This window comes from Glycomyces buryatensis (genome assembly GCF_004912275.1).
GTDB lineage: Bacteria > Actinomycetota > Actinomycetes > Mycobacteriales > Micromonosporaceae > Glycomyces > Glycomyces buryatensis.
This window is the reverse complement of sequence record NZ_STGY01000056.1, coordinates 25,613-47,089: the sequence shown is the minus strand read 5'-3', so window position 1 is coordinate 47,089 and position 21,477 is coordinate 25,613. Positions and strand designations below refer to the sequence as shown.

Sequence of the window (21,477 nt, the reverse complement as noted above, 5' to 3'; positions counted from 1 at the left end):
TCCCTAGTGTTTCGAGTGGGTGTACTGGTCTGATTCTCGCCCAGCCGGCCTGCGGCGGGGCCATTGCCGCCGATCGTATCCACGCAGCGGGACGCGCGGGGCGGCGGTGACACGATCGCGCACTGCTGTGGCCGCGCATCGTGCGGGCTTAGGCTGTGGTCATGCAGTTTTACAACTCCGTACTCGACCTCATCGGCAACACCCCGCTGGTGAAGCTGAACTCCGTGACCGACGGGGTGGCCGCGACCGTCCTCGCCAAGGTGGAATACCTCAATCCGGGCGGTTCCATCAAGGACCGCATCGCCCAGCGCATGATCGACGAGGCGGAAGCTTCAGGTGCGCTTCAGGTTGGCGGGACTATCGTGGAGCCGACCAGCGGCAACACTGGTGTCGGCCTGGCGATGGTGGCGCAGCAGCGCGGCTACAAGTGCGTGTTCGTCTGCCCGGACAAGGTCTCCGAGGACAAGCGGAACGTGCTCAAGGCGTACGGAGCGGAGGTGGTGGTTTGCCCGACGGCGGTGGAGCCGGAAGACCCGCGCTCCTATTACAAGGTGTCCGACCGGCTGCTCTCCGAGATCGAGGGCGCCTGGAAGCCGGACCAGTATTCGAACCCGGCGAACCCGGCCTCGCACTACCACCAGACCGGTCCGGAGCTGTGGGAGCAGACCGGCGGCGGCCTGACCCACTTCGTAGCCGGAATCGGCACGGGCGGCACGATCACCGGGACGGGCAAGTACCTCAAGGAGGTCTCGAACGGCCGGGTCAAGGTCGTCGGGGCCGACCCGGAGGGCTCGGTCTACTCGGGCGGGACGGGGCGTCCGTACCTGGTCGAGGGCGTCGGTGAGGACTTCTGGCCGGCGAACTACGAGGCGGGGCTGCCCGACGAGATCGTCGAGGTGACCGATGCCGAGGCGTTCGAGATGACGCGTCGCCTGGCCCGCGAGGAGGGCCTGCTGGTCGGCGGTTCGGCGGGCATGGCGGTCGTCGGCGCGCTCGATGTCGCGCGCCGGGCCGAACCCGAGGACGTGATCGTGGTGATCCTGCCCGACGGCGGCCGTGGCTACCTGTCGAAGATCTTCAACGACACGTGGATGACCGAGTTCGGGTTCATGGGCGCCGGCACGGGCGATACGACGGTCGCGGAGGTGCTGCGGGGCAAGGACGGCGTGATCCCGGAGATGGTCCACGTGCACCCGACCGACACGGTGCGCGAGGCGATCGACATCATGCGCCAGTTCGGGGTCAGCCAGATGCCGGTGCTCAAGGCCGAACCGCCGGTGATGAGCGGCGAGGTGGCCGGCGCGGTCGCCGAGCGGGACCTGATGGACGCCCTGTTCAAGGGTGAGGCGACCCTGCACGATCCGATCGAGCGGCACATCGGCAAGGGGCTGCCCACGATCGGTTCGCTGGAGCGGGTCGAGCGGGCCGTGGAGGTGTTGGAGAACCACGACGCGCTCATGGTCTTCACCGAGGGCAAGCCGACCGGGGTCCTGACCAGGCAGGACCTGCTCGGTTACGTGGAGCGATAAACCGGAAACTTCGTGTTCTGAATCGCCCGGGCCGTGGCTCTCCGGGTGTCCAAACCGGGCGGAGTCGGATTTTTCCGTGCCTTGATCCTTGACATGGCTTCACATTTCGGCCACCATGATGGTGATTTCTATTAGGAATATTAACCAATCATGGAGGCCACTTGCGACGTATCCGCAAAGCGGCGATCATCGCCGCCTCGACACTCGTGACCGGTGCGGCCATAGCCGTCCCGATCGCCTTTGCCACCAATGCATCCGCCGAGGCCGCCTGCGCGGGGTCGGCGTGGGACTCCGGCGCCGTGTACGTCGGCGGCGACACCGTCAGCTTCTCCGGCACCGAGTACCGCGCCAAGTGGTGGACCACCGGTGAAGAACCCGGCACCACCGGCGAATGGGGCGTATGGGAGGACCTGGGAGCCTGCGACGGCGACCCGGCCCCGACCGACGAACCCAGCGAAGACCCCACTGAAGACCCCACCGCGGACCCGACGGAAGACCCGACCGAGGACCCCGGCACCCCCGCAGCCGGCGACGAGCACCTGACCGGCTACTGGCATAACTTCGACAACGGCTCGGGCGTCATGCCCCTGTCCGAGGTCCCGGCCGAATACGACATCGTCGCCGTCGCCTTCGCCGAATCCACCGCCACCGCGGGCCAGGTCGACTTCGCGCTCGACTCCAGCCTCACCGGCTCGGGATACACCGATGACCAGTTCAAGGCCGACATCGCCCAGGTCCAGGCCGAGGGCCGCCAGGTCGTCATCTCGGTCGGCGGCGAGAAGGGCAATGTCACCGTCAACGACGACGCCACCGCCTCCGCCTTCTCCAGCTCGGTGCTCGCCCTCATGGCCGAGTACAGCTTCGACGGCGTCGACATCGACCTCGAACACGGCATCAACGCCGCCGCGATGGAGACCGCCCTGCGCGCCATCTCCGCCGAGGCCGGCGACGGCCTGGTCTACACGATGGCCCCGCAGACCATCGACTTCCAGTCCACGGGAACCGAATACGCCAAGCTGGCGATCAATACCAAGGACATCCTGACCATCGTCAACATGCAGTACTACAACTCGGGCTCCATGCTCGGCTGCGACGGCCAGGTCTACGCCCAGGGCGACGTCGACTTCCTGACGTCCCTGGCCTGCATCCAGCTCGAGGCCGGTCTCGACCCGAGCCAGGTGGGCCTCGGCCTCCCGGCCGTGTCCTCCGCCGCCGGTTCCGGCTACGTCGACCCGACCATGGTCAACGACGCCCTCGACTGCCTGGCGACCCTGGCCAACTGCGGCGACTTCACCCCCGACCAGGCCTACCCCGGCATCGGCGGGGCCATGACCTGGTCGATCAACTGGGACGCCACCAACGGCTACAACTTCGCGAAAACCGTCTCCGGCCACTTCGCGGAACTGCCGTAACACCAAGGCGCTCATACCGTCTCCCCCGACGAGAGCGCCCGGCCGAGCGGGGTCCACCGGTTCATAGAGCCGGAGGACCCCGCTCGCGGGCGCAAATGAATTCGTTGGCGGACTAGAAGATGATGCCGTTGCAGGTGCTGGACACCTCGGCCCAGGCTGACTCCTCCGCGGAAGAGCCCTCCTCGGTCTGCCAGAAGGCGGTGAGGGCGTCGAGGCACTCCTGCTCCTCCTCGAAGTCGGCCGCGGCGTCCTCCAGTTCGCCGATCTGCAGCTCCAGTTCGACGATCGACTCTTCGAAGTCGTCCCTCTCGGATCGGGCGTCGTCGAGGTCGTCCTCCAACCCGCTGACCTGCTCCTCGCTGTCGCTGAGGTCGCCGGAGGTGGTTCCCCACAGTACGCCGAAGACACCCGCGCCGATGACGGCCAAGACCAGCAGCACGACCAGGATCATCGTGGGCGGTTGCTTCTGGCGCTGCGGCTGCGCGGGCAGGAACCCCGTGGGCGCCATGCCCGGAGGTGCGGTCGGCGCCATGTTCATCGGACCGGTCGGAGGAGGCCCGGGCTGCTGCGGAATGGGCGGCTGCTGCTGCATCGGCTGCGACACGGGCGAGCCGCTGAACTGAGGCTGCATCGGCGAGTACGCCCCGGGTGCGGGGCTCTGCGGCGGCTGCGGAGGCTGCTGCGGCCGGTAGTCGTCGGAGCCGCCGAAGTTGTAGTGGGGCGGTTGGTTGGTCATGGGGGTGTCCTTCCGGGGCAGACGGAACTTCCTCAATGGTATTCGACCTTGTCCCGGACCGGTCCCCCCATCGCTCCCGGCCCACCCGTCACATGAACCGGCGCCCCACCCGCAACCGCAGGTGGGGCGCCGACGTGACGATATTCAGAACTGCTGCGGTGCGGGGAACTTCGCTGACTTGACCAGTTCTCGCAGATGCCTTTCACGAAGTTGGTGGAGGCAGCGGTGACGTCATCGAATCTGCAGATAGAACCCGGAACCGTCGGCGAGAACCACCCGGTGGTAGTCGGCTTTCTTACAGCCGCGGGGCTTCTGGCTCTGCCGCCCCTCGTACCTGAAGTGCCCGGCCGGGACTTCGCCGACCGGTTTGATCTCCGTCGGCACGTGAGGGGAGTTCTCGCTCGCCGCGATGTCCCGCTTCGCTTCCTTCAACATGTCTCGGAAGGACTGGGACGGACTCGGCCCGCCTTCGGAGACGAGCTCCAGAGCCGCGATGCGCCTGTCCGTGAGGATGATCGCGGCCTGACGGCCGCGAATCGCGTCGGCCAAACCGACGGCCTGTCCCGTTGGTCCGGTGCTGAACACGATCAGACCGGCGGTCCCCGTGCCGTCGGCCGGATCCCAGGTGTCGGCCAGCGCATGCAAGATCTCGATGACGATCCGGATCGGAAGGAACAGAATCCACAGGACCGCATTGAGGACCCGATTGATCGCGGGGTCGCCGTTGCGGCGACGCCGGGGAACCTTGAAGTACGGTCCGCCCGAGGCCTGCGCGTAGAGCCCGGTGATTCGCTCGCCGGGCGCCAACCACGTCGCCGCAGCCAGAGCCGGGGTATCGCGGGCGGGATCGAAATTCCGATGTCCCATATGTCAGCCGATCTCGTCTACCATTTGAATCCGTCGTCCATATCGGACTGTCGCTCCTCGGAACTTCGGTTGTCGCCCGTCAGCGCGCCTTCGCCCTCCGCGTACGCCTTGTCCGAGGCGTACTCGATCGCCGCGCCGGTGCCCACGTTCGTGGCGGCCTCGAACGCAGCCCGGCCCCAGGTGCCCTTGCCGCCGAGGATGCCGCTCAGCACCATGCCCGACATCCTTGCGGCCAGTGCCTCGGCCCCATCGGGCGCGAATCTGGCCGTGGTCGCGAGGCTGCCGCCCTTGCCGGGAAGGAGCAGCTTCGACTTCGGGAACACGAACCCGCCGACCTTGCCAGCAGCTTTGAGGAGCTTGAAGCGATCCATCAGCTTGCCGGTGAGCTTCCGGATGGCCTGGAAGCACTTCTCGAGCATCTTGAACGCGCTGCGGAGCATCCCCTGTAGTTTGCGGAGGGCGTTCGCCGCTCGCCCGCCGGTCACGGCGGTCTGGGTGACGGTGCCCGCCTGCGCAGCGGCCACGGACGCGCCGCCAGTGATCCAGGAGGCGGCGAGCGCGGCGAGCCACTGCACGATGAGACCGATGACGAACTCCGTGATCATGGTGACCGCGAATTCGACAAACATGTCGAACAGGTCGGCGATGGTGTTGAGGGTGCTCTGCAGGCCGCGGATCTCGGAGGCCAAGGCGGTCACGCCGTCGGGGAACTCCGCCATGCCCTCGCGGAAGGCGTCGGCGTCCTCACCCCGCCACACGTCGGCGGTGGCCTCGGCGCGCGGCCCCTCCTGCTCGGCGATGCCGTCGAGCCAGTCGGCGATCTGCGCCCAGCCCTGGCCGGTCGCGCGCATCTGCTCGGGGTCGCCGACTCCCCATTCGAGGATCTCGATGATAGGGCTGAGCGCCAGGGAGACCAGGAATCCCAGCCCGTTGCTCATCAGAGCCTGGCCCGGCATCGCGATCGTGGTGAGCAGGTCGAGCCGCCCGTTGATGGTCGCGGCGGTCATCTCGGGAGGGGAGGAGGCGTCATCGAAGTTCTGGCTGGTCTTGACCCATGAGCTGCCGCGCCCGGCGGCCTGCTCGAACCAGTTCTTCTGGTCCCCTGTCGAGTTGAGGTCCTCGAGGGTCCCGGGTCCGTCCATGGTCATCAGCCTTCTCCCAGCATCTCGGAAAGGGTGTCGAACACCTTTGCCATCGCGTCGTCGGTGACGCCGTATTCGGCGGCGCACAAGGAGACCGCTTCCGAACCGAATTCGAGGAACGATTGGGCGGTCTCGGCCATTTCCTGGCAGCTGTCGAGCGATTCGAAGTAGCCGCCTGCGAGGCCGACCGCCTCTCCTATCGGGCCGAAGCATTCGTCGTTCACGCGCGCCTGCTCCAGGAGCGTGGCGAGGTCGCCGAACTTCTCGGCGAGGGAGGTGGACCCGTCGGCCCACGACTGCATGCCCTCGGGGTCGACCAAGATTTCCGTCATCGCAGGTCGTCCTTACCGGTTTCGGGTTGCCACGGTTTGATGGAGCTGCCTTTGACGCCCTCGGTGAACTGGTCCATCTGGTCCCCCAGGATCGGGCCGAGGGTGTCCTGCATCTGCTGGGCGGCGTCATGGGTGGCCGTCTGGAGGGCCTCCATGATCAGGTATTGAAGTGACTGGGGCGAGTAACCCTGGGCCCGGGGACCGAGTTTCAGGTCGATGACCGCTCCGGAGGGTGCGACCCTCACCTCGACGGCTCCGTCTCTGCTGCGGGCGTATCCGGTCGTCTCCTGGAGGGAGCCTTGGGCTTCGTTGAGCTTCGAAACCTTCTCTTCGAAGCTGCCAAGAATCGCCTCCAGCCTGGACGGGAGATCTGACATACGTACTCCTGTTGGGGGATTGGATTCGAAGAATTCAGTTTAGAGCGGCCAAACCAGTTGAGATCCCTTCAAATAGGGGCTGTGTCGCAGATGTGTAGGGTCTCGACATGGGCATGAAGGATCGACTCGGGCGGATCGCTCAGAGCGCCAAAGACGCAGGGACGCAAGTCAAAGAAGAGGCCGCTGGGGCGAAGGCGGAGGCGGTCTCCGCCGCCGGCGACCGCGTCGGCGCGGTACGCCAGTCGACGCAGGCGCGGGTCGACTCGGCCAAGGGCGCGGCAGCGTTGGGCGCCGGGGCGGTGACCGACCGGGCTGTGGCCGGGAAGGAGTTGGCCTCGGGCTACATGGGCGACGTCAAGGCCTCCCTGGAGGAGATGAACTTTGCCCAGTTCTTCGATCGCCTCCCGGTCCCGACGGCGCCGGTCGCCGCGCCGTGGCGGTTCAGCGTCTCGAAGCTGATCACCGAAGGCGAGAAGCCCCCGAAGGGGACCGGGCTGCTGCTCAAGCAGCTGGACCGGTTCGGCGCCATCGACATCGGCCCTGACGAGGTCGGCTTCGACGACACGACCGCCAAGTGGCCCAAGGTGAAGGCGATCCGGACCCGTTCGCTGGACGGCATCATCGAGATGCTCACCGCCGAAGGCGTCGCGGACACCATCAGCGCCTCATTGCCCGGTATTCCCGGAAAGGGTTGGGCCGCAGACAAGGTCACGAGCATCATCTTCACGATCGGTATGATGGTGACCGAGATGGCGATGCGCGACCCCGAGGCCGCTCGCCGCCAATACGTCTGCGAGATCGAGTACAAGGGCTGGATCCGCACCAAGGAGGCCGTCACCGGGTACTTCACCGGTCCGTGCATGGCCCTGGTGCCCGGTCTCGACGAGGTGTTCCGCGCAGAGGCGCAGCGCCACGGCGTCGCGATCGAGGCGGCGCCCTCGACGAGCTTGGAGAACGCCCAGAATCGCACCGCCTGGCTGCGGGACAAGCAGGCGGCGCTGCTGGCCCGCAGGGAGAACGGCCGCAAGCAGATCGAGTACTAGGACCGCTCGAACACGACGGTGGCCGCGGGCAATGCCCGCGGCCACCGTCTTTCACTGCGTCAGTGGAGGTCGACGCCGTCGCTCACGGTCACAACAGCTCCGCGAGCCGGTCGTTGACGGTCTGGTTCACCTCGGGGAGATAGGTGTCGACGAACCACTGGTTCAGCTCGTCCTCGGTGAAGAGCAGCGCCGGATCCCCATTGTTACGGACCCCGAAGTCACTGGAGTAGTAGAGATCGATGTGGAAGACCCACTGGCCGCTCTGCGCGACGACCCAGACATGCGGCTGCTCGGAACTGCCGGTCCAGGAGACCACGGCCCCCCGGTCCCAGGAGCCGGTGAACTCCTCGGTGTTCGCGTTCTCGTTTTCCGCCGCTTTCGCCTCGGCCACCGAGACACGGTCCTCATAGATCATGTCGGAGTCGTCCATGTTCGGGGTGGGGACGATCTTGACCTTGATCTCGCCGCTCATCCCCATCCCTTCGAGATTGCCGAGGTAGATCAGGTCGTTGCATCCGATGGCGCCGGGATCCCAGGTATTGCCGAGTTCCGAGTTGCCGGGTTCGCCGCCTTCGGAGCTGCTGCTGCCCCAGCCGACGATGCCCATCTTCTCTTCGATGGGTTTGAGGTAGTCGAGAACTTCGCAGGCGTCCCAGGTCGCGATCTCGTTGTAGATGGGGTCGTCGATGGCGCCGTCCTCGGTGTCGTCGTCGCCTTCGAGCAGGCTGCAACCGGACAGGAGCAGCGCGGCGGCGGCCGAGGCCGCGAAAGTCTTGGCAAGGGCGCGTTTCATTTGGGGCACAGGGGAGGGGACCTTCCGGGCTAAAAGGATTCTTTCGGGGAACAGCGCACATGGTAACGGGCCCTTACCAGTCAGACAGTTCGCGCTGAGCATCGTCCGCGAACGCGACGGATAGCAGCGAGGGGCGCGGGCAGACCGCCCGCGCCCCTCGCCTCACGTCGTTCAGCGGTCGGGCATCTAAGAGATGCTGATCTTCGGCCTGCGGCCCACGGTGAGGACCGGCTTGCGGGTCTCGGCGTAGAAGTCGTTGCCCTTGTCGTCCACGACGATGAACGCCGGGAAGTCCTCGACCTCGATCTTCCAGATCGCCTCCATGCCCAGCTCGGGATACTCCAGGACCTCCATCGCCTTGATGTTGTCCTGGGCGAGCTTGGCGGCCGGGCCGCCGATGGAGCCGAGGTAGAAGCCGCCGTGCGTCTGGCAGGCGTTCGTCACCTGGTCGGAGCGGTTGCCCTTCGCCAGCATGACGAACGAGCCGCCCGCGGCCTGGAACTGCTCGACGTAGGAGTCCATGCGCCCGGCCGTGGTCGGCCCGAACGACCCCGAGGCGTAGCCCTCGGGGGTCTTGGCCGGTCCGGCGTAGTAGACCGCGTGGTCCTTGAGGTAGTCGGGCATCGGCTCGCCGGCGTCGAGGCGCTCCTTGATCTTGGCGTGCGCGATGTCGCGGGCGACCACGAGCGTCCCGGTGAGCGCCACCCGGGTCTTGACCGGGTGCTTCGAGAGCTCGGCGCGGATCTCGCTCATGGGCCGATCGAGGTCGATGCGGACCACGTCCGAGTCCAGGTCGTTCTCGGTGACCTCGGGGACGTACTTCGACGGGTCGGTCTCCAGCTGCTCCAGGAACACGCCCTCGGCGGTGATCTTGGCCTTCGCCTGGCGGTCGGCCGAGCAGGAGACCGCGATGGCCACCGGCAGGGAGGCGCCGTGGCGGGGGAGGCGGATGACGCGCACGTCGTGGCAGAAGTACTTGCCGCCGAACTGGGCGCCGATCCCGAACTGGCGGGTCAGCTCCAGCACCTGCTGCTCCAGTTCGATGTCGCGGAAGCCGTGCCCGGTGGGCGAACCGGTGGTCGGCATCGTGTCCAGGTACTTGGTGGAGGCGTACTTCGCGGCCTTGAGCGCCAGCTCGGCGCTGGTGCCGCCGATGACGATGGCCAGGTGGTAGGGCGGGCACGCGGCCGTCCCGATCTGGCGCAGCTTCTCCTCCAGGAAGCGCATCATCGCGTCCGGGTTGAGGATCGCCTTGGTCTCCTGGAACAGGAACGACTTGTTGGCGCTGCCGCCGCCCTTGGCGATGAACTGCAGCTTGTAGGCGTCGTCGCCGTCGGCGTAGAGCTCGATCTGCGCGGGCAGGTTCGAGCCGGTGTTCTTCTCGTCCCACATCGTCAGCGGCGCCATCTGGGAATAGCGCAGGTTCAGATCGTGGTAGGCCTGCCAGATGCCGCGCGAGAGGTGCTCCTCGTCACGCCCGTCGGTGAGGAGGTGGCGTCCGCGCTTGCCCATGACGATCGCCGTGCCGGTGTCCTGGCACATCGGCAGGACCCCGCCGGAGGCGATATTGGCGTTCTTGAGCAGGTCCATCGCGACGAACCGGTCGTTGCCGGAGGCCTCAGGGTCGTCGAGGATGGACCGCAGCTGAGCGAGGTGCGCCGGCCGCAGGTAGTGGGAGATGTCGTGGATGGCCTCGGTCGCGAGCTGCGAGAGCACTTCGGGCTCGACGGTGAGGAACCGCCGGCCGGCGGCCTGGACGGTGTTCACCCCGTCCTTGGTGAGCAACCGGTACTCGGTCTCGTCGGGGCCGATGGGGAGCAGATCCGTGTATTGGAACGACGCTGTCACGCGTTCAAACCTAGCGCGGTGCCCGACCCGGAATTGTCGGTGCCCGCGGGTAGCGTCACACACACGTGGTGCGGCTCGCCCGGACCGCGTATACGCAGGTACGATTGCTCGGTTGTCCGTCAAATGACGGCGGACGGCAAAGCAAGTGACCCTCCTGCCGCGGAGATTCCGCGGCCGATGAGACCAGAGGAGGTGGACTGATCTTGCGGCATTACGAACTCATGGTGATCTTCGAACCCAACATCGAAGAGACCCAGATCGGCCCGACGCTCGACAAGTTCCTGAAAGGCGTCAAGGACGCCGGCGGCTCGGTCGACAAGACCGATGTCTGGGGACGTCGTCGTCTCGCCTATGAGATCAACAAGAACAGCGAAGGCATCTACGCCGTCGTCGACCTGCAATCCGAGCCCGCTCCCGTGGCGGAGATGGACCGGCAGATGCGACTCAACGAGTCGGTGCTGCGGACCAAGGTGCTGCGGCCGGAGCTTCGGTAACCCGACATTGCAACTGCGAGACCTTAGGGAGAAGAGGTCATGGCAGGAGAAACAGTCATCACGGTTATCGGCAACCTCGTCGACGACCCCGAACTGCGTTACACGCCGTCCGGTGCCGCCGTCGCGAAGTTCCGGATCGCCTCGACGCCGCGCACGTTCGACCGTGAGTCGAATCAGTGGCGCGACGGTGAGGCGTTGTTCCTGACGTGCAGCGTCTGGCGCCAGTACGCCGAGAACGTCGCCGAGTCCCTGTCGCGCGGTACCCGCGTGATCGTGCAGGGCAAGCTCAAGCAGCGCACCTTCGACACCCGCGAGGGCGAGAAGCGCACGGTGTACGAGCTCGACGTCGAAGAAGTCGGACCGGCGCTCAAGTTCGCCACGGCGAAAGTCAACAAGTCCAGTGGCGGCGCAGGCGGCGGCGGTCGCTCCTTCGGGGGCGGCGGCAACGCGGGCGGTTCCGCACCGGACGACCCTTGGGCCTCTGCGGCCCCGGCCGGCGCGGGCGGTTCCGCACCAGGCCAGGGCTTCGACGAAGACCCGCCGTTCTAACCGGGCTCGACCCGGATCGATCTCAGATAAGGCAAGACACGTATGGCCAATACGAAAGCGGCTCCCCTGCGGAAGCCGAAAAAGAAGCCCAACCCTCTTGAGAAAGAGGGAATCACCTACGTCGACTACAAGGACACGGCGCTGCTGCGGAAGTTCATCTCCGACCGCGGCAAGATCCGTGCCCGCCGAGTCACCGGGGTGACCTCGCAGCAGCAGCGCCAGATCGCGGCGGCCGTCAAGAACGCCCGCGAAATGGCCCTGCTCCCGTACACCAGCCAGACCCGATAGGAAGGAGCGCACTTATGAAGATCATCCTGACTCATGAGGTGCCCAACCTCGGTTCGGCCGGTGACGTCGTCGAGGTCAAGCCCGGCTACGGCCGCAACTACCTGCTCCCGCAGGGCCTTGCGATCGCCTGGACGAAGGGCGGCCAGAAGCAGGTCGACTCGATCCAGCGCGCCCGCGCGGCCCGTCAGATCCACGACCTGGACCAGGCTCGTGCGCTCTCGGAGCAGCTGAAGAAGACCGACGCGCACATCGTCGCCCGCGTGGGCGACGCCGGGCGTCTGTTCGGCTCCATCACCGCGGCCGACGTCGCGGCTGCTCTGACCGAATCCGGTGGTCCGAAGATCGACCGCCGCCGCGTCGAGCTGCCCGGGACGATCAAGTCGATCGGCACCTACGACATCAAGGTGAAGCTGCACCCGGACGTGACCGCGAAGTTCAAGCTTCAGGTCACCCCGGCCAAGCGCCGCACCGCCAAGAAGTAGGCATAGCAAGCGAAATGACCCGCGGTCTGAGTGACCGCGGGTCATTTTCTTTGCGTCGTTCGGGTGAAACTCTGAATCCCGCGAATGTCGAGCGCGGACTCGGATCGGCCGGGTTCAGATCACCCAGCCAGCGGTGCGCAGCACGACCGTCACCAGGCCCGCGCCGAGAATCGCCGCCGCCGTCCCCGCCACTCCGGCGCGCCAGCCCGCGCGGGGCAGCCGCAACATGACCGCCACCAGCAGGCTCGCAGTCAGCGAGGAGCCCGTCCAGGCCCAGGCGCCGCCGATCGCGGTCCCGACCCGCGCCGCCGCGGTGCAGCCGGTGTCCGCGCAGTTCGCCTCCACTGCCGGCTGCGACACCACCCACATCAGGTAAACCGCCATCGGCACCACGTACCAGGCCAGCGTCACCAGCAACGTCGGGGTGAACGCGCGCTCCCCGGGCCGGTCGTCGCCATCGGTGTCGAGACGGTTCGGTGGATCGGGCCGCTGGGGTGCGCTCATGACGGAACTGCTTTCACTGCGAGGTGCCGGGTCGTCCTCACCATAGTCGAAAGATGGCACAAACTATTTGCCGTCCACAGCCGGTGGAAAACTCCACCACAGGTCAGAGCCGCTAAATGAGCCAGAATCCGGTTGTTGTCCACAGGTTGTCCACAGCCCGGCCCCAGTTATCCACAGGTTATCCACAGACTTGTCCACAGGTTTGTCCACAGGGGCGTTTGCTTCGGTGTCGGAAGCGACATAGCGTCGTCGGGACCCCCGTAGTGTCGTACGCGGGCGGTACATTCTCCATGAACGCACGGTGACCAAGGGGGTGGGCGTTATGACCGACGTGTCCACAGAAGGCGCCTACTCGCGCGGCCAGAACGGCGCGAACGGCACCAACGGATCGGGCGGATCGTACTTCGACAACCCGCCCGAGGACCCCTTCGGCGGCGGCTCGGCACGTGCCTTCGAACGCACCCCGCCGCAGGACCTGGTGGCCGAGCAGTCCGTCCTCGGCGGCATGCTCATGAGCAAGGACGCCATCGCCGACGTCGTGGAGAACCTCGGCTCGGGCGACTTCTACAAGCCCAGCCACGGCATCATCTTCGACGCCATCACCGACAAGTTCGCCAACGGCGAGCCCGCCGACGCGGTCACCATCGCGGCCGCGCTGGCCGACTCCGGCGACCTGGCGAAGATCGGCGGCGGCCCGTACCTGCACGACCTGCTCAACGCCGTCCCCACCGCCGCGAACGCCGGTTACTACGCCCGCATCGTCAAGGACAAGGCGATCCTGCGCCGCCTCATCGAGGCCGGCACGAAGGTCGTCCAGTACGGCTACGGCGGCGGCCAGGGCGGCAGGGACATCGACGACCTCGTCGACCTGTCCCAGCAGGCCGTCTACGAGGTCACCGACAAGCGCCAGAGCGAAGACTTCTCGATCCTGTCGGACCTGCTCCAGCCCGCGATGGACGAGATCGAGGCGATCGGCGCCAACCAGGGCGTCATGACGGGCATCCCCACCGGCTTCGCCGACCTGGACCGGCTGCTGTCGGGACTCCAGGCCGGCCAGCTGATCATCGTCGCCGGGCGTCCCGGTGCGGGCAAATCGACGGCCGCCATGGACTTCATGCGACACGCGTCGCTGCACCACCGGCACGCCGCCGCGCTGTTCAGCCTGGAGATGAGCAAGCTCGAGATCGTCATGCGGCTCCTGTCCGCCGAGACCCGCGTGCCGATGCACGTCCTGCGCTCGGGCGATTTGTCCGACGACGACTGGACGCGCCTGGCCAAGCGCATGGGCGACATCTCCGAGGCGCCGCTGTTCGTGGACGACACGGCATCGATGACGATGATGGAGATCCGCGCCAAGGCCCGCCGCCTCAAGCAGCGCCACGACCTCAAACTCATCGTGGTCGACTATCTCCAGCTGATGACCTCGCCGAAGAAGACCGAGTCGCGCCAGCAGGAGGTCTCGGAGATCTCCCGTGGGCTCAAGCTGTTGGCCAAGGAGGTCCAGTGCCCGGTCATCGCGGTCGCGCAGCTGAACCGTGGCCCGGAGCAGCGGACGGACAAGCGCCCGCAGTTGTCCGACCTGCGCGAAAGCGGCAGCCTCGAGCAGGATGCCGACGTGGTGCTGCTGCTGCACCGCGAGGACTACTACGACAAGGAGTCCCCGCGCGCGGGAGAGGCCGACTTCATCGTCGCCAAGCACCGTAACGGTGCCACGGACACGATCACGGTGGCCGCCCAACTGCACCTGTCGCGCTTCGTGGACATGGCGGTCTAGGGGCTCTCTTCAACGCCCGATAGGAACCGGCGGCCGTGCGGAAGCCGGTGCGTCGGGCCGCGGTATCAGTGCCGATATCGGCCCGACTTCCGCTGCGCCACAGGCGGTTCAGCTCCCCTTCAGGTTCGCCCGGCTAGTCTCCGAAGAGTACTGACATCAGCGTCCGCCGCTGCAAGGTCTTTTCCGGGGTGGCGTCGGGGGTAGAGCTAGGGGAAGGAGGTTCGTGGAACTCGGGCATTGAATCGCCCGGCTTCGTCCCGCTGACCCACTTCTCGGTATCGATGAGATGCTCCAGTTCGCCTCGGTCGAGGAAGACACCTTTGCAGGCCGAGCACTGGTCAACGACGATGCCGTTGCGCTCATACCGGCGCATGAGCGCATCGCACTTGGGGCAAGTGAGTTGCATGATCGTCACCGTACACGCGAGCCGTTCTCAACGCTGAACCGACCGCACTCGGATCGGCACCGCCGCAACGACTCAGGACGAGCAGTATCGGTGATGGACAGTGACGGCGAGTGACGGCCGTCGAAATACCGAAACGGCACCGCCGAACTCGGCGCAGCCGTGCCGGAGGCGACGGCGAGCGAAGGCCCGCCGGGCATTCCGGCCGCCCGGATCGCCGCCGCACCGGACGGCGAAGGACGGTCCGCACTCGAGCGTTCGGACCGACCGGCTCAGCGCCACCATTCGACGGCCAGTGACGGCCCGGGGCTCGGGCTGTCGGACTCGTCCAGCATCTGCTCGGGCGCGGTCGCCGCCGCATCCCGCAGCGGCAGCCACCAGCCCAGCAGGACGATCGGATAAAGGAGGTACCCGAACCGCGTCGACGGCATCAACAAGAACGCCGCCGACAACCCCGCCGCCGACCACAGCGCCGCGGACGCGGCTGTCGCGGGCGGACGCGTCCACAACAGCATTGCGATCACGATCGCGCAGGCGCCCAACAGGGCGGGTGCGATGAGTTCCCCACCGGGAACATGCTGGGCCACAAGGAAGCCCGGCAGCGGTGACTGCGCCGGCGACTCGACCACGCCGTGGCCGAGACCGAACGCGAGCACATTGTCGAAGAACCCGCGCGCGTCCACCAGCAGCACCGGCACCATCGTGAGCGCCACCGGTGCGAGGAACCCGATCGAAAGGCGCCGCAATGCGCCATCGGCCGTCGAATCCACGACACGGGTGCTACCACCGGTCGTCTCCGCCGCGAAGGTGCCGCTGCCCGGCGCATCCGCCTCGGGTGTGGAGCCGTCCGTCGTATCGGCTTTGGGTGCTTCATCATCGAGCGATCGCATCGCATCACTCGAACCGTCGCTTGCCGGCCGCTCCTCGGCCCGGGCCTCCACCCTCGAGTTGAGCATGCTGCGCAATGCCAGGACCGCCAGCACCACCGCCACCGGCCATGCGAACAGCTTGAGCGCCCCGGCCGCGCCGAGCGCCAGGCCCGCGCCCGTCCACCGTCCGCGGGAGGCGAACGCGAGTCCCAGCACCATGAGCGCGACCACCGGCATGTCGTCTCCGCCGGTCGAGAATGTCAAGGCGCACACCGGGAAGATGAAGCTCGCCTGGAACGCCCGCAGCAGCAGGCCCTTCCCGGCCCTGCCCGCCAAGAGCCGCATCGCCCCGACCATGCAGGCCGCGGAGACCAGCAGGAAGTACAGCCGCGCGTCGGTCCACCAGTGCTCGCCGAACAGCGCCGACGGCAGGCCGAAGACCGCCATGCCCGGCTGATAGGGGTTGTAGCCCATGATCGGTTCGGTCAATGCCGCGATCGCGTCGGCGTGGAGATACGGGCTGCCGGTCTCCAGCAGCCGCCGCCCCGAATGCTCGACGACAATGACCTCTTCCTGAGCCCGATTCGCCACCCCGTTCGCGCGCTCGAACGCTTGCGACAGTACGGGTATCGCAACCACTGCGGCGGCGGTCGCCCCGGCGATCAGGCTGCGCTTGAACCACGACACACCCGGCGAGGCCAGCAGGATCAGGATGCACAGCGCGGCGGGCGCGTATCCGCCGAGCGCGATGGCGCCCCAGTTCGAGTGCGAGGGCAAGGTCGTCCACAGCCAGGTAGCGGCCGCGAAGAGTGCGGCCAGGCCGTAGAGAGCGAGGTCGATGACGAGCGGACGCTTGGACACCCGCCCAGGGTACGGGGGCCCGCACACCGTCGAGAATCGGCGAGCCGCCGGTCACCGGGCACCGCAGCGGGTCAGCGGACCGGATCGCGGCAATGCCGCCACAGCGACGCCAGGAGAGCGGGCTTCCATTCAGCGCACGGGGATGCGCGCCCAGACCTCTTGCGTTCCGTCGCCGAGCGTCCTTGCGCCCCAACCCGTGGACAGTTTGGACACGATGAACATGCCCCGTCCATGAGCCGAATCGAGGTTGATCGACAGCACGTGCGGGTGGGTCAGCGAACCGCCGTCGACCACCCGCACCTCCACGTCGCCATGCCCGGCGACGAGCGATACCGACACCTCCCCACCGGGGAGCGGCCGTGCATGCCGGACGGCATTGGAGACCAGTTCGGTCGCGACCACCAACAGGTCGTCGCGGATATCGTCGGTCAGGTCCGGGAGGGACTCGCGCAGCCAGCGCCGCACCAGATTCGGGGCCCCGGCTTGATGGGGGACGCGCAATCGCTCGGGTGCCGGTGTCGCCGCTGCCATTGCCCCTCCCTCCCTTTCGCTACCGGTCGAAAGCTATACAGAAACTACCTGTTGGCGATCGCCCGCGCCAGCATTACCGACGGACCCCGAGTGCGCCTTGCAATCTGCTTCGCAGTCACGATGTGAGCGATTCCCGTATCGCTGCCGGACGGTCCGTGAAGATGAGGTCGACTTCGAGTGCGGCCATCCGATGCGCGGTTTCGGCGTCATTGACGGTCCAAACGTAGACCTCATAGCCCTGTGCGTGCGCGCGTTCCACGAACGATGGCGTGGACTCGATGTAGTCGACCCGCGAGCTCAGGACCTGGACGCCCTCCGGCGGCCGCCGGAACGGGTATTCGAAGATCCACACCAGCGGCGTGTCGGTGTCCAGCCCCCGCCAGGTCGCCAGCGCGGCCCGAGAGAAGGACATGACCGTCACGTCCAGGCCCGGCCAACGCCGCAGCGTCTCCCAAAGTCGAAGCTCCAACCTGGGCCCGAACCGGGAGGGGTGCTTGGCCTCGATGAGGAGCTTGATGTCCTTGCCGGAGTCGACCACGAGCGCGAAAAGCTCCTCGAGGGTGGCTATCCGGGAGGCCTCGGGATTGTCGACACAGTCGGGGTGGCGGTGCGCGAAATTGAGTTCGCGCAGCTGGGGAAGGGTGAGGTCGGCTATCGAACCCTTCGCGCCGGCGGTGCGCTTGACGGTGCGGTCGTGGTGGAGCACCAGCTGCCCGTCGGCGGTGAGCCGGATGTCGAACTCGAACCCGTCGGCGCCCTCCACGATCGCCTGCCGGAACGCGGCCAACGAGTGCTCAGGAAGGAATTCGTTCGCGCCGCGATGGGCGGCGATCAGCGGATGCGACACACTATGACGATAGTCCGTGAGCCCGCAGACGCGGTGCCGCGCGCCGGTTCGGCACACGAACGGGACCCGTCCAGAAACGGAACAAACGGTCACGCGAAACAGACCGGCCCCGCCCGCCCGCGAAACGACGTGGCGCCGCGCCACCCCCCACCTGCCGCGGTGGCCGTCCACGTGCCGAGAGTGCGAGGATCGACCAGTGCAGTACGAGGAGCAGGCCTACACCGACCTGGGCTGGGCCAAGATCGACACCGGCCGGCCCGCGCGGACCGGCGCCGCCGAGGCCGTCTACGCGGCCGGAAAAACCCCTGAGCAGGTAGTCGGCGTCCTCCGGACGCTACGCGAAGCGCACCCGGGACGCGTCGCCATCGCCACCCGCTGCGACGACGCCTGCACCGAGCAGGTGCAAGCCGCCTTCGGGGACGAGGCCCACTGCGAGGCCGGCGTCTGCGCGGTCGGCGACTTCCCCGACCCGGAGAACGGACCCGTCGCCGTTGTCTGCGCCGGCACCTCCGACCTGCCGGTGGCGACCGAGGCCGAACTCGTCGCCCGCGCGAACGGACTCGACACCCGCCTCATCGCCGACGTCGGCGTCGCCGGGCTCCACCGACTGCTCGACCGCGTCGGCGCACTCCGCGAGGCGGCCTGCGTCATCGTCGTCGCCGGCATGGACGGAGCACTGCCGTCGGTCGTCGCGGGCCTGGTATCCGCGCCGGTCATCGCGGTGCCCACGTCCGTCGGCTACGGGGCCGCGTTCGGCGGAATCGCGCCACTGCTGACCATGCTCAACTCGTGCTCGCCGGGCGTGACCGTGGTGAACATCGACAACGGATTCGGCGCGGCGATGGCCGCCGCGCGCATCATGGGAGTGAAGGCACAGCGGTGACGAAAGCGTGGATTGACTGCTCGGCAGGCGCCAGCGGAGACATGTTCCTGGGTGCACTCGCGGACGCGGGCGTCGACCTGGCGCTCATGCAGGACGCGGCCTGCGCCCTCGCGACCGAACCGATCCGCTTGAGCGCCAAGACCGTCAAGCGCCACGGCCTCACCGGAACCAAAGTGGACGTGGCGGTGCCCGAGGTGTCGGTTGACCGGCGCTGGCGGGCGATCCGCGCCATGATCGAGGACTCGCGCTTGGGCGACGAGGTCAAGGCCCGGTCCTTGGACACCTTCGCGCGCCTGGCGGCGGCCGAGTCGGCCTCGCACGGAATCGATGTCGAGGACGTGCACTTCCACGAGGTCGGCGCCCTCGACTCGATCGCCGACATCGTCGGCGCCGCAGCGGGTTTGGCATCGCTGGGAGCGGCCTCGGTGACCGCCTCGACGGTGACCGTCGGAGGAGGGACGACGCGCGGTTCCCACGGCTCGATCCCTTTGCCGGCCCCGGCGGTGCTGCGGGTGCTGGCGGACGCGGGCGCGCCGGTGGTGGGCGCGGTGCCGTACGAGGCGTGCACGCCGACCGGGGCGGCCATTGTCGCGGCGGCCGCGATGGAGGCGACCTCGGGCGGCGGATTCGGCGCGATGCCGGAGATGGTCGTGGAGCGGATCGGCGTCGGCGCGGGAGGACGGGACCCGAAGGAACGGGCGAACCTGCTGCGCATAGTGATCGGCAGCGAAGCGCGGCCATCCGCCGGAGCACCGGGCCACGTGCACGAGGCCGGGCACGGTACGGCTGAGCCGCATGGGAACGCGGGCGGGTCGGCGCGGCCCGTGGTCATTGAGACCAATGTGGATGACATGGATCCCCGGCTCTGGCCGCCGGTCCTCGCCGCACTGCTCGAAGCGGGAGCATCCGACGCCTGGCTCAGTCCGATCCTGATGAAGAAGGGCCGCCCGGCCCACACGCTCCACGTGCTGTGCCGCCCGGAGGTGATCGGGAGGGTGCGCTCGGCCCTGGTCCGGCACACGACGACGATCGGGATGCGCTCGTACGAGATTGAGAAGTACGCGCTGGAGCGCGAGTACGACCACGTCGAGGTCGACGGTCACCGCATCGGCATCAAGATCGCAAGGGAGGGCGGTGAGGTCGTGAACGTCTCGGTTGAATACGAGGACGCGGTAGCGGCGGCGGCCGCGCTTGCTCGACCGTTGAAGGTGGTCATGGCTCAGGCAACGGCCCAGGCCGCGACCAGGTATTGAACCGAATAGCGAACGAACCGGGATATTTTCGGCGCTAGCCTTCAAATCGGACTTCCGACGACCCCCGATTTCAACGATGCCTCAGGGGTCCGACACTCCCTCAGTGGTCGTGGCCCGCCGACGTAGCCGGGACCTGGCCGATTTCCTCGCCCTCGCCCAGCACCACGAACTGGCCCATCATGCCTGAGTCCTCGTGCATCAGGATGTGGCAGTGGTACATGTACGGCAGGTTCGGGTCGGTGTAGTCGCTGAAGCGCATCGCCAACCGGTACTTCCGCTGCGGCACCAGCTGCACCGTGTCCTTCCAGCCGGCAAGCTGCGGCGGCGGAGCCTCGCCGTCGACCGTGAGCACCTGGTACTGCACGTCGTGCACGTGGAAGTTGTGCATGTAGCCGTCGGCGTTCGTCACCTCCCACACCTCCACGGTGCCCTCGCGGACGCCGAAGTCGATGCGCGCCATGTCCATCTGGTCGCCGTTGATCGAGTTGAACCCGGACAGCTTGAACGAGCGCTCCTCGGCGACGTCCTCCCCGTCCAGATCCGGCGCCGTCCCGAGCTCTGACGGGACCTCGGTCTCGTCGGCCAGCGACTCAGCGGCCTGGAACCGGCACACGTCGAGCCGGTCCTCCGCCCCGTTCAGCCGCCCCAGCGGGCCCGAGTAGCCCTCATCCGCGGGATGGGACCGCAGGTCGATCGTCTCGCCCGGCTCGAACGCCACCACGATCTCGGCCCGCTCGCCCGGCGACAGCTGCAACCGGTCGGTCTCCCAAGGCCCGGGCAGCAGCCCGCCGTCCGTCGCGATCAGCGAGAACTCGCGGTCGTCGGCGAAACCGAAGTTGTACAGCCGCGAGTTCGACCCGTTGAGCAGCCGCAGCCGCACCAGCCGGGTCGTCACCTCGAAGTACGGCCCCAAGGTCCCGTTCACCAGGATCTCGTCGCCGAGAATGCCCTGCATGCTCATGAAGGCGGCCCGGTCGTCCAGCTGGTTGTCGCCGTCGAACTTCTTGTCCTGCACCACCATCGGGACGTCGTCCACGCCGTACTCCGACGGCAGGTTCATTCCCTCCGACTCCTCGTCGTCGATGATGAACATCCCCGCCAGGCCCTGGTAGACGTGCCGTCCGGTCTGCCCGTGCGGGTGCGGGTGGTACCACAGCGTCGACGCCGGCTGATTGACCGTCCACTGCGGAGCCCATTCCTCGCCGGGTGAGACCGCCTGGTGCGGACCGCCGTCCATCACGGCCGGCAGGTGCATGCCGTGCCAGTGGATCGACGTCTCCTCGTCGAGGGTGTTGCGGATCGCGAACGCGACCTCTTCGCCGCGCCGCGCCCGGATCGTCGGCCCCAGGTAGGTGCCGTTGACGCCCCAGGTCTCGGTCGCGCGCCCGGACTTGAACTGCGTCTCGCCGGCCTGGATCTCCAGGTTGAACACTCGCGCCCCAGAGGAGTCCGATTCGGACTCGGCCAGCGGCGGGATCGCCAGCGGGGAGTCGAAGCCGACCTCCCCGACCGTGTCGAGCTTCGAGGCGTTCCAGAGATATGCGAGGGTGCCCGCGCCGCCGAGCGCCAGCGTGCCGACACCGATCCCGGTGCCGATGAGGGTCCACTTCAAAGCCTTGCGACGTTTCATGAGGACAATTCTGGGCGGCGGGCGGCGCCG

23 protein-coding genes are annotated in these 21,477 nt (G+C 67.4%); 10 read left to right on the top strand and 13 right to left on the bottom strand.

The window, feature by feature from the left end; all coding sequences use genetic code 11:
• The first annotated feature begins 161 nt into the window (after nucleotides 1-161).
• Together FAB82_RS14705 and FAB82_RS14700 are read left to right on the top strand one after the other, a co-directional pair.
• On the top strand, nucleotides 162-1,529 hold the full coding sequence (locus tag FAB82_RS14705) for a cystathionine beta-synthase (protein WP_136535293.1): 1,368 nt from the start codon (nucleotides 162-164) through the stop codon (nucleotides 1,527-1,529).
• A 161-nt stretch (nucleotides 1,530-1,690) separates the two neighbouring features.
• Nucleotides 1,691-2,941 (top strand): chitinase, encoded by a 1,251-nt coding sequence (locus FAB82_RS14700; RefSeq protein WP_246039655.1) that lies wholly within the window; start codon nucleotides 1,691-1,693, stop codon nucleotides 2,939-2,941.
• A 112-nt stretch (nucleotides 2,942-3,053) separates the two neighbouring features.
• Here the strand turns inward: FAB82_RS14700 and FAB82_RS14695 are convergent, their stop codons facing one another.
• The 5 genes from FAB82_RS14695 to FAB82_RS14675 form a co-directional block, all read right to left on the bottom strand.
• Nucleotides 3,054-3,677 carry a hypothetical protein gene (locus tag FAB82_RS14695; RefSeq protein ID WP_136535292.1) on the bottom strand — a complete coding sequence of 208 codons (624 nt, stop codon included), beginning with the start codon at nucleotides 3,675-3,677 and terminating at the stop codon, nucleotides 3,054-3,056.
• 231 nt (nucleotides 3,678-3,908) lie between these two features.
• Nucleotides 3,909-4,544, bottom strand: coding sequence for a hypothetical protein (locus tag FAB82_RS14690; protein ID WP_136535291.1), 636 nt, complete (start codon nucleotides 4,542-4,544; stop codon nucleotides 3,909-3,911).
• Between the two features lie 17 nt (nucleotides 4,545-4,561).
• Entirely contained in the window at nucleotides 4,562-5,692 is a 1,131-nt protein-coding gene (locus FAB82_RS14685; protein ID WP_211116607.1) for a WXG100 family type VII secretion target, read from the bottom strand.
• Nucleotides 5,692-6,018: a hypothetical protein gene (locus FAB82_RS14680; RefSeq protein WP_136535290.1), complete on the bottom strand. Its 327-nt coding sequence runs from the start codon at nucleotides 6,016-6,018 to the stop codon at nucleotides 5,692-5,694. Before FAB82_RS14680 ends, FAB82_RS14685 begins: the two co-directional genes overlap by 1 nt.
• On the bottom strand, nucleotides 6,015-6,395 hold the full coding sequence (locus FAB82_RS14675) for a YbaB/EbfC family nucleoid-associated protein (RefSeq protein ID WP_136535289.1): 381 nt from the start codon (nucleotides 6,393-6,395) through the stop codon (nucleotides 6,015-6,017). Before FAB82_RS14675 ends, FAB82_RS14680 begins: the two co-directional genes overlap by 4 nt.
• A 107-nt stretch (nucleotides 6,396-6,502) precedes the next feature.
• Between FAB82_RS14675 and FAB82_RS14670 the strand changes: the two genes are divergently transcribed.
• Nucleotides 6,503-7,438: a hypothetical protein gene (locus FAB82_RS14670; protein ID WP_136535288.1), complete on the top strand. Its 936-nt coding sequence runs from the start codon at nucleotides 6,503-6,505 to the stop codon at nucleotides 7,436-7,438.
• 88 nt (nucleotides 7,439-7,526) lie between these two features.
• Here the strand turns inward: FAB82_RS14670 and FAB82_RS14665 are convergent, their stop codons facing one another.
• The gene (locus tag FAB82_RS14665) at nucleotides 7,527-8,231 is read right to left on the bottom strand and encodes a hypothetical protein (RefSeq protein ID WP_136535287.1); all 705 of its coding nucleotides are present in this window, start codon (nucleotides 8,229-8,231) and stop codon (nucleotides 7,527-7,529) included.
• Between the two features lie 186 nt (nucleotides 8,232-8,417).
• Nucleotides 8,418-10,079: a fumarate hydratase gene (locus tag FAB82_RS14660; protein WP_136535286.1), complete on the bottom strand. Its 1,662-nt coding sequence runs from the start codon at nucleotides 10,077-10,079 to the stop codon at nucleotides 8,418-8,420.
• A gap of 203 nt (nucleotides 10,080-10,282) precedes the next feature.
• On the opposite strand from FAB82_RS14660, the gene rpsF reads away from it, so the two are divergent.
• Genes rpsF through rplI form a run of 4 tightly spaced genes read left to right on the top strand, consistent with a single transcriptional unit; the run spans nucleotide 10,283 to nucleotide 11,892 of the window.
• Nucleotides 10,283-10,573 (top strand): 30S ribosomal protein S6, encoded by a 291-nt coding sequence (gene rpsF / locus FAB82_RS14655; protein ID WP_136535285.1) that lies wholly within the window; start codon nucleotides 10,283-10,285, stop codon nucleotides 10,571-10,573.
• Nucleotides 10,574-10,612: 39 nt separating this feature from the next.
• Nucleotides 10,613-11,122: a single-stranded DNA-binding protein gene (locus tag FAB82_RS14650; protein WP_136535284.1), complete on the top strand. Its 510-nt coding sequence runs from the start codon at nucleotides 10,613-10,615 to the stop codon at nucleotides 11,120-11,122.
• Nucleotides 11,123-11,164: 42 nt separating this feature from the next.
• A complete protein-coding gene (gene rpsR / locus FAB82_RS14645; RefSeq protein WP_136535283.1) occupies nucleotides 11,165-11,410 on the top strand; it encodes a 30S ribosomal protein S18 in 246 nt (81 codons plus the stop codon).
• A 14-nt stretch (nucleotides 11,411-11,424) separates the two neighbouring features.
• Nucleotides 11,425-11,892 carry a 50S ribosomal protein L9 gene (rplI, locus tag FAB82_RS14640; protein WP_136535282.1) on the top strand — a complete coding sequence of 156 codons (468 nt, stop codon included), beginning with the start codon at nucleotides 11,425-11,427 and terminating at the stop codon, nucleotides 11,890-11,892.
• A gap of 114 nt (nucleotides 11,893-12,006) precedes the next feature.
• Here the strand turns inward: rplI and FAB82_RS14635 are convergent, their stop codons facing one another.
• Nucleotides 12,007-12,396: a hypothetical protein gene (locus tag FAB82_RS14635; protein WP_136535281.1), complete on the bottom strand. Its 390-nt coding sequence runs from the start codon at nucleotides 12,394-12,396 to the stop codon at nucleotides 12,007-12,009.
• A 322-nt stretch (nucleotides 12,397-12,718) separates the two neighbouring features.
• Between FAB82_RS14635 and dnaB the strand changes: the two genes are divergently transcribed.
• The gene (dnaB, locus tag FAB82_RS14630) at nucleotides 12,719-14,170 is read left to right on the top strand and encodes a replicative DNA helicase (RefSeq protein WP_136535280.1); all 1,452 of its coding nucleotides are present in this window, start codon (nucleotides 12,719-12,721) and stop codon (nucleotides 14,168-14,170) included.
• A gap of 133 nt (nucleotides 14,171-14,303) precedes the next feature.
• Here the strand turns inward: dnaB and FAB82_RS28895 are convergent, their stop codons facing one another.
• The 4 genes from FAB82_RS28895 to FAB82_RS14610 all read right to left on the bottom strand — a co-directional run bounded on the left by FAB82_RS28895 (nucleotide 14,304) and on the right by FAB82_RS14610 (nucleotide 17,681).
• Nucleotides 14,304-14,576, bottom strand: a complete 273-nt coding sequence (locus tag FAB82_RS28895) for a TFIIB-type zinc ribbon-containing protein (RefSeq protein ID WP_136535279.1) — start codon at nucleotides 14,574-14,576, stop codon at nucleotides 14,304-14,306.
• 269 nt (nucleotides 14,577-14,845) lie between these two features.
• A complete protein-coding gene (locus FAB82_RS14620; protein ID WP_136535278.1) occupies nucleotides 14,846-16,303 on the bottom strand; it encodes a glycosyltransferase 87 family protein in 1,458 nt (485 codons plus the stop codon).
• A 129-nt stretch (nucleotides 16,304-16,432) separates the two neighbouring features.
• Entirely contained in the window at nucleotides 16,433-16,834 is a 402-nt protein-coding gene (locus FAB82_RS14615; RefSeq protein WP_136535277.1) for an ATP-binding protein, read from the bottom strand.
• 115 nt (nucleotides 16,835-16,949) lie between these two features.
• Nucleotides 16,950-17,681 carry a glycerophosphodiester phosphodiesterase gene (locus FAB82_RS14610; protein WP_168801604.1) on the bottom strand — a complete coding sequence of 244 codons (732 nt, stop codon included), beginning with the start codon at nucleotides 17,679-17,681 and terminating at the stop codon, nucleotides 16,950-16,952.
• A gap of 196 nt (nucleotides 17,682-17,877) precedes the next feature.
• Here FAB82_RS14610 and larB point away from each other — a divergent pair, with 196 nt between their 5' ends.
• Nucleotides 17,878-18,564, top strand: a complete 687-nt coding sequence (gene larB / locus FAB82_RS14605; RefSeq protein WP_136535275.1) for a nickel pincer cofactor biosynthesis protein LarB — start codon at nucleotides 17,878-17,880, stop codon at nucleotides 18,562-18,564.
• Nucleotides 18,561-19,817, top strand: coding sequence for a nickel pincer cofactor biosynthesis protein LarC (gene larC / locus FAB82_RS14600; RefSeq protein WP_136535274.1), 1,257 nt, complete (start codon nucleotides 18,561-18,563; stop codon nucleotides 19,815-19,817). The genes larB and larC overlap by 4 nt, the downstream gene beginning before the upstream one ends.
• Before the next feature lie 100 nt (nucleotides 19,818-19,917).
• On the opposite strand, the gene FAB82_RS14595 is transcribed toward larC, so the two are convergent.
• Nucleotides 19,918-21,447, bottom strand: coding sequence for a multicopper oxidase family protein (locus FAB82_RS14595; protein WP_136535273.1), 1,530 nt, complete (start codon nucleotides 21,445-21,447; stop codon nucleotides 19,918-19,920).
• Between the last annotated feature and the right edge of the window lie 30 nt (nucleotides 21,448-21,477).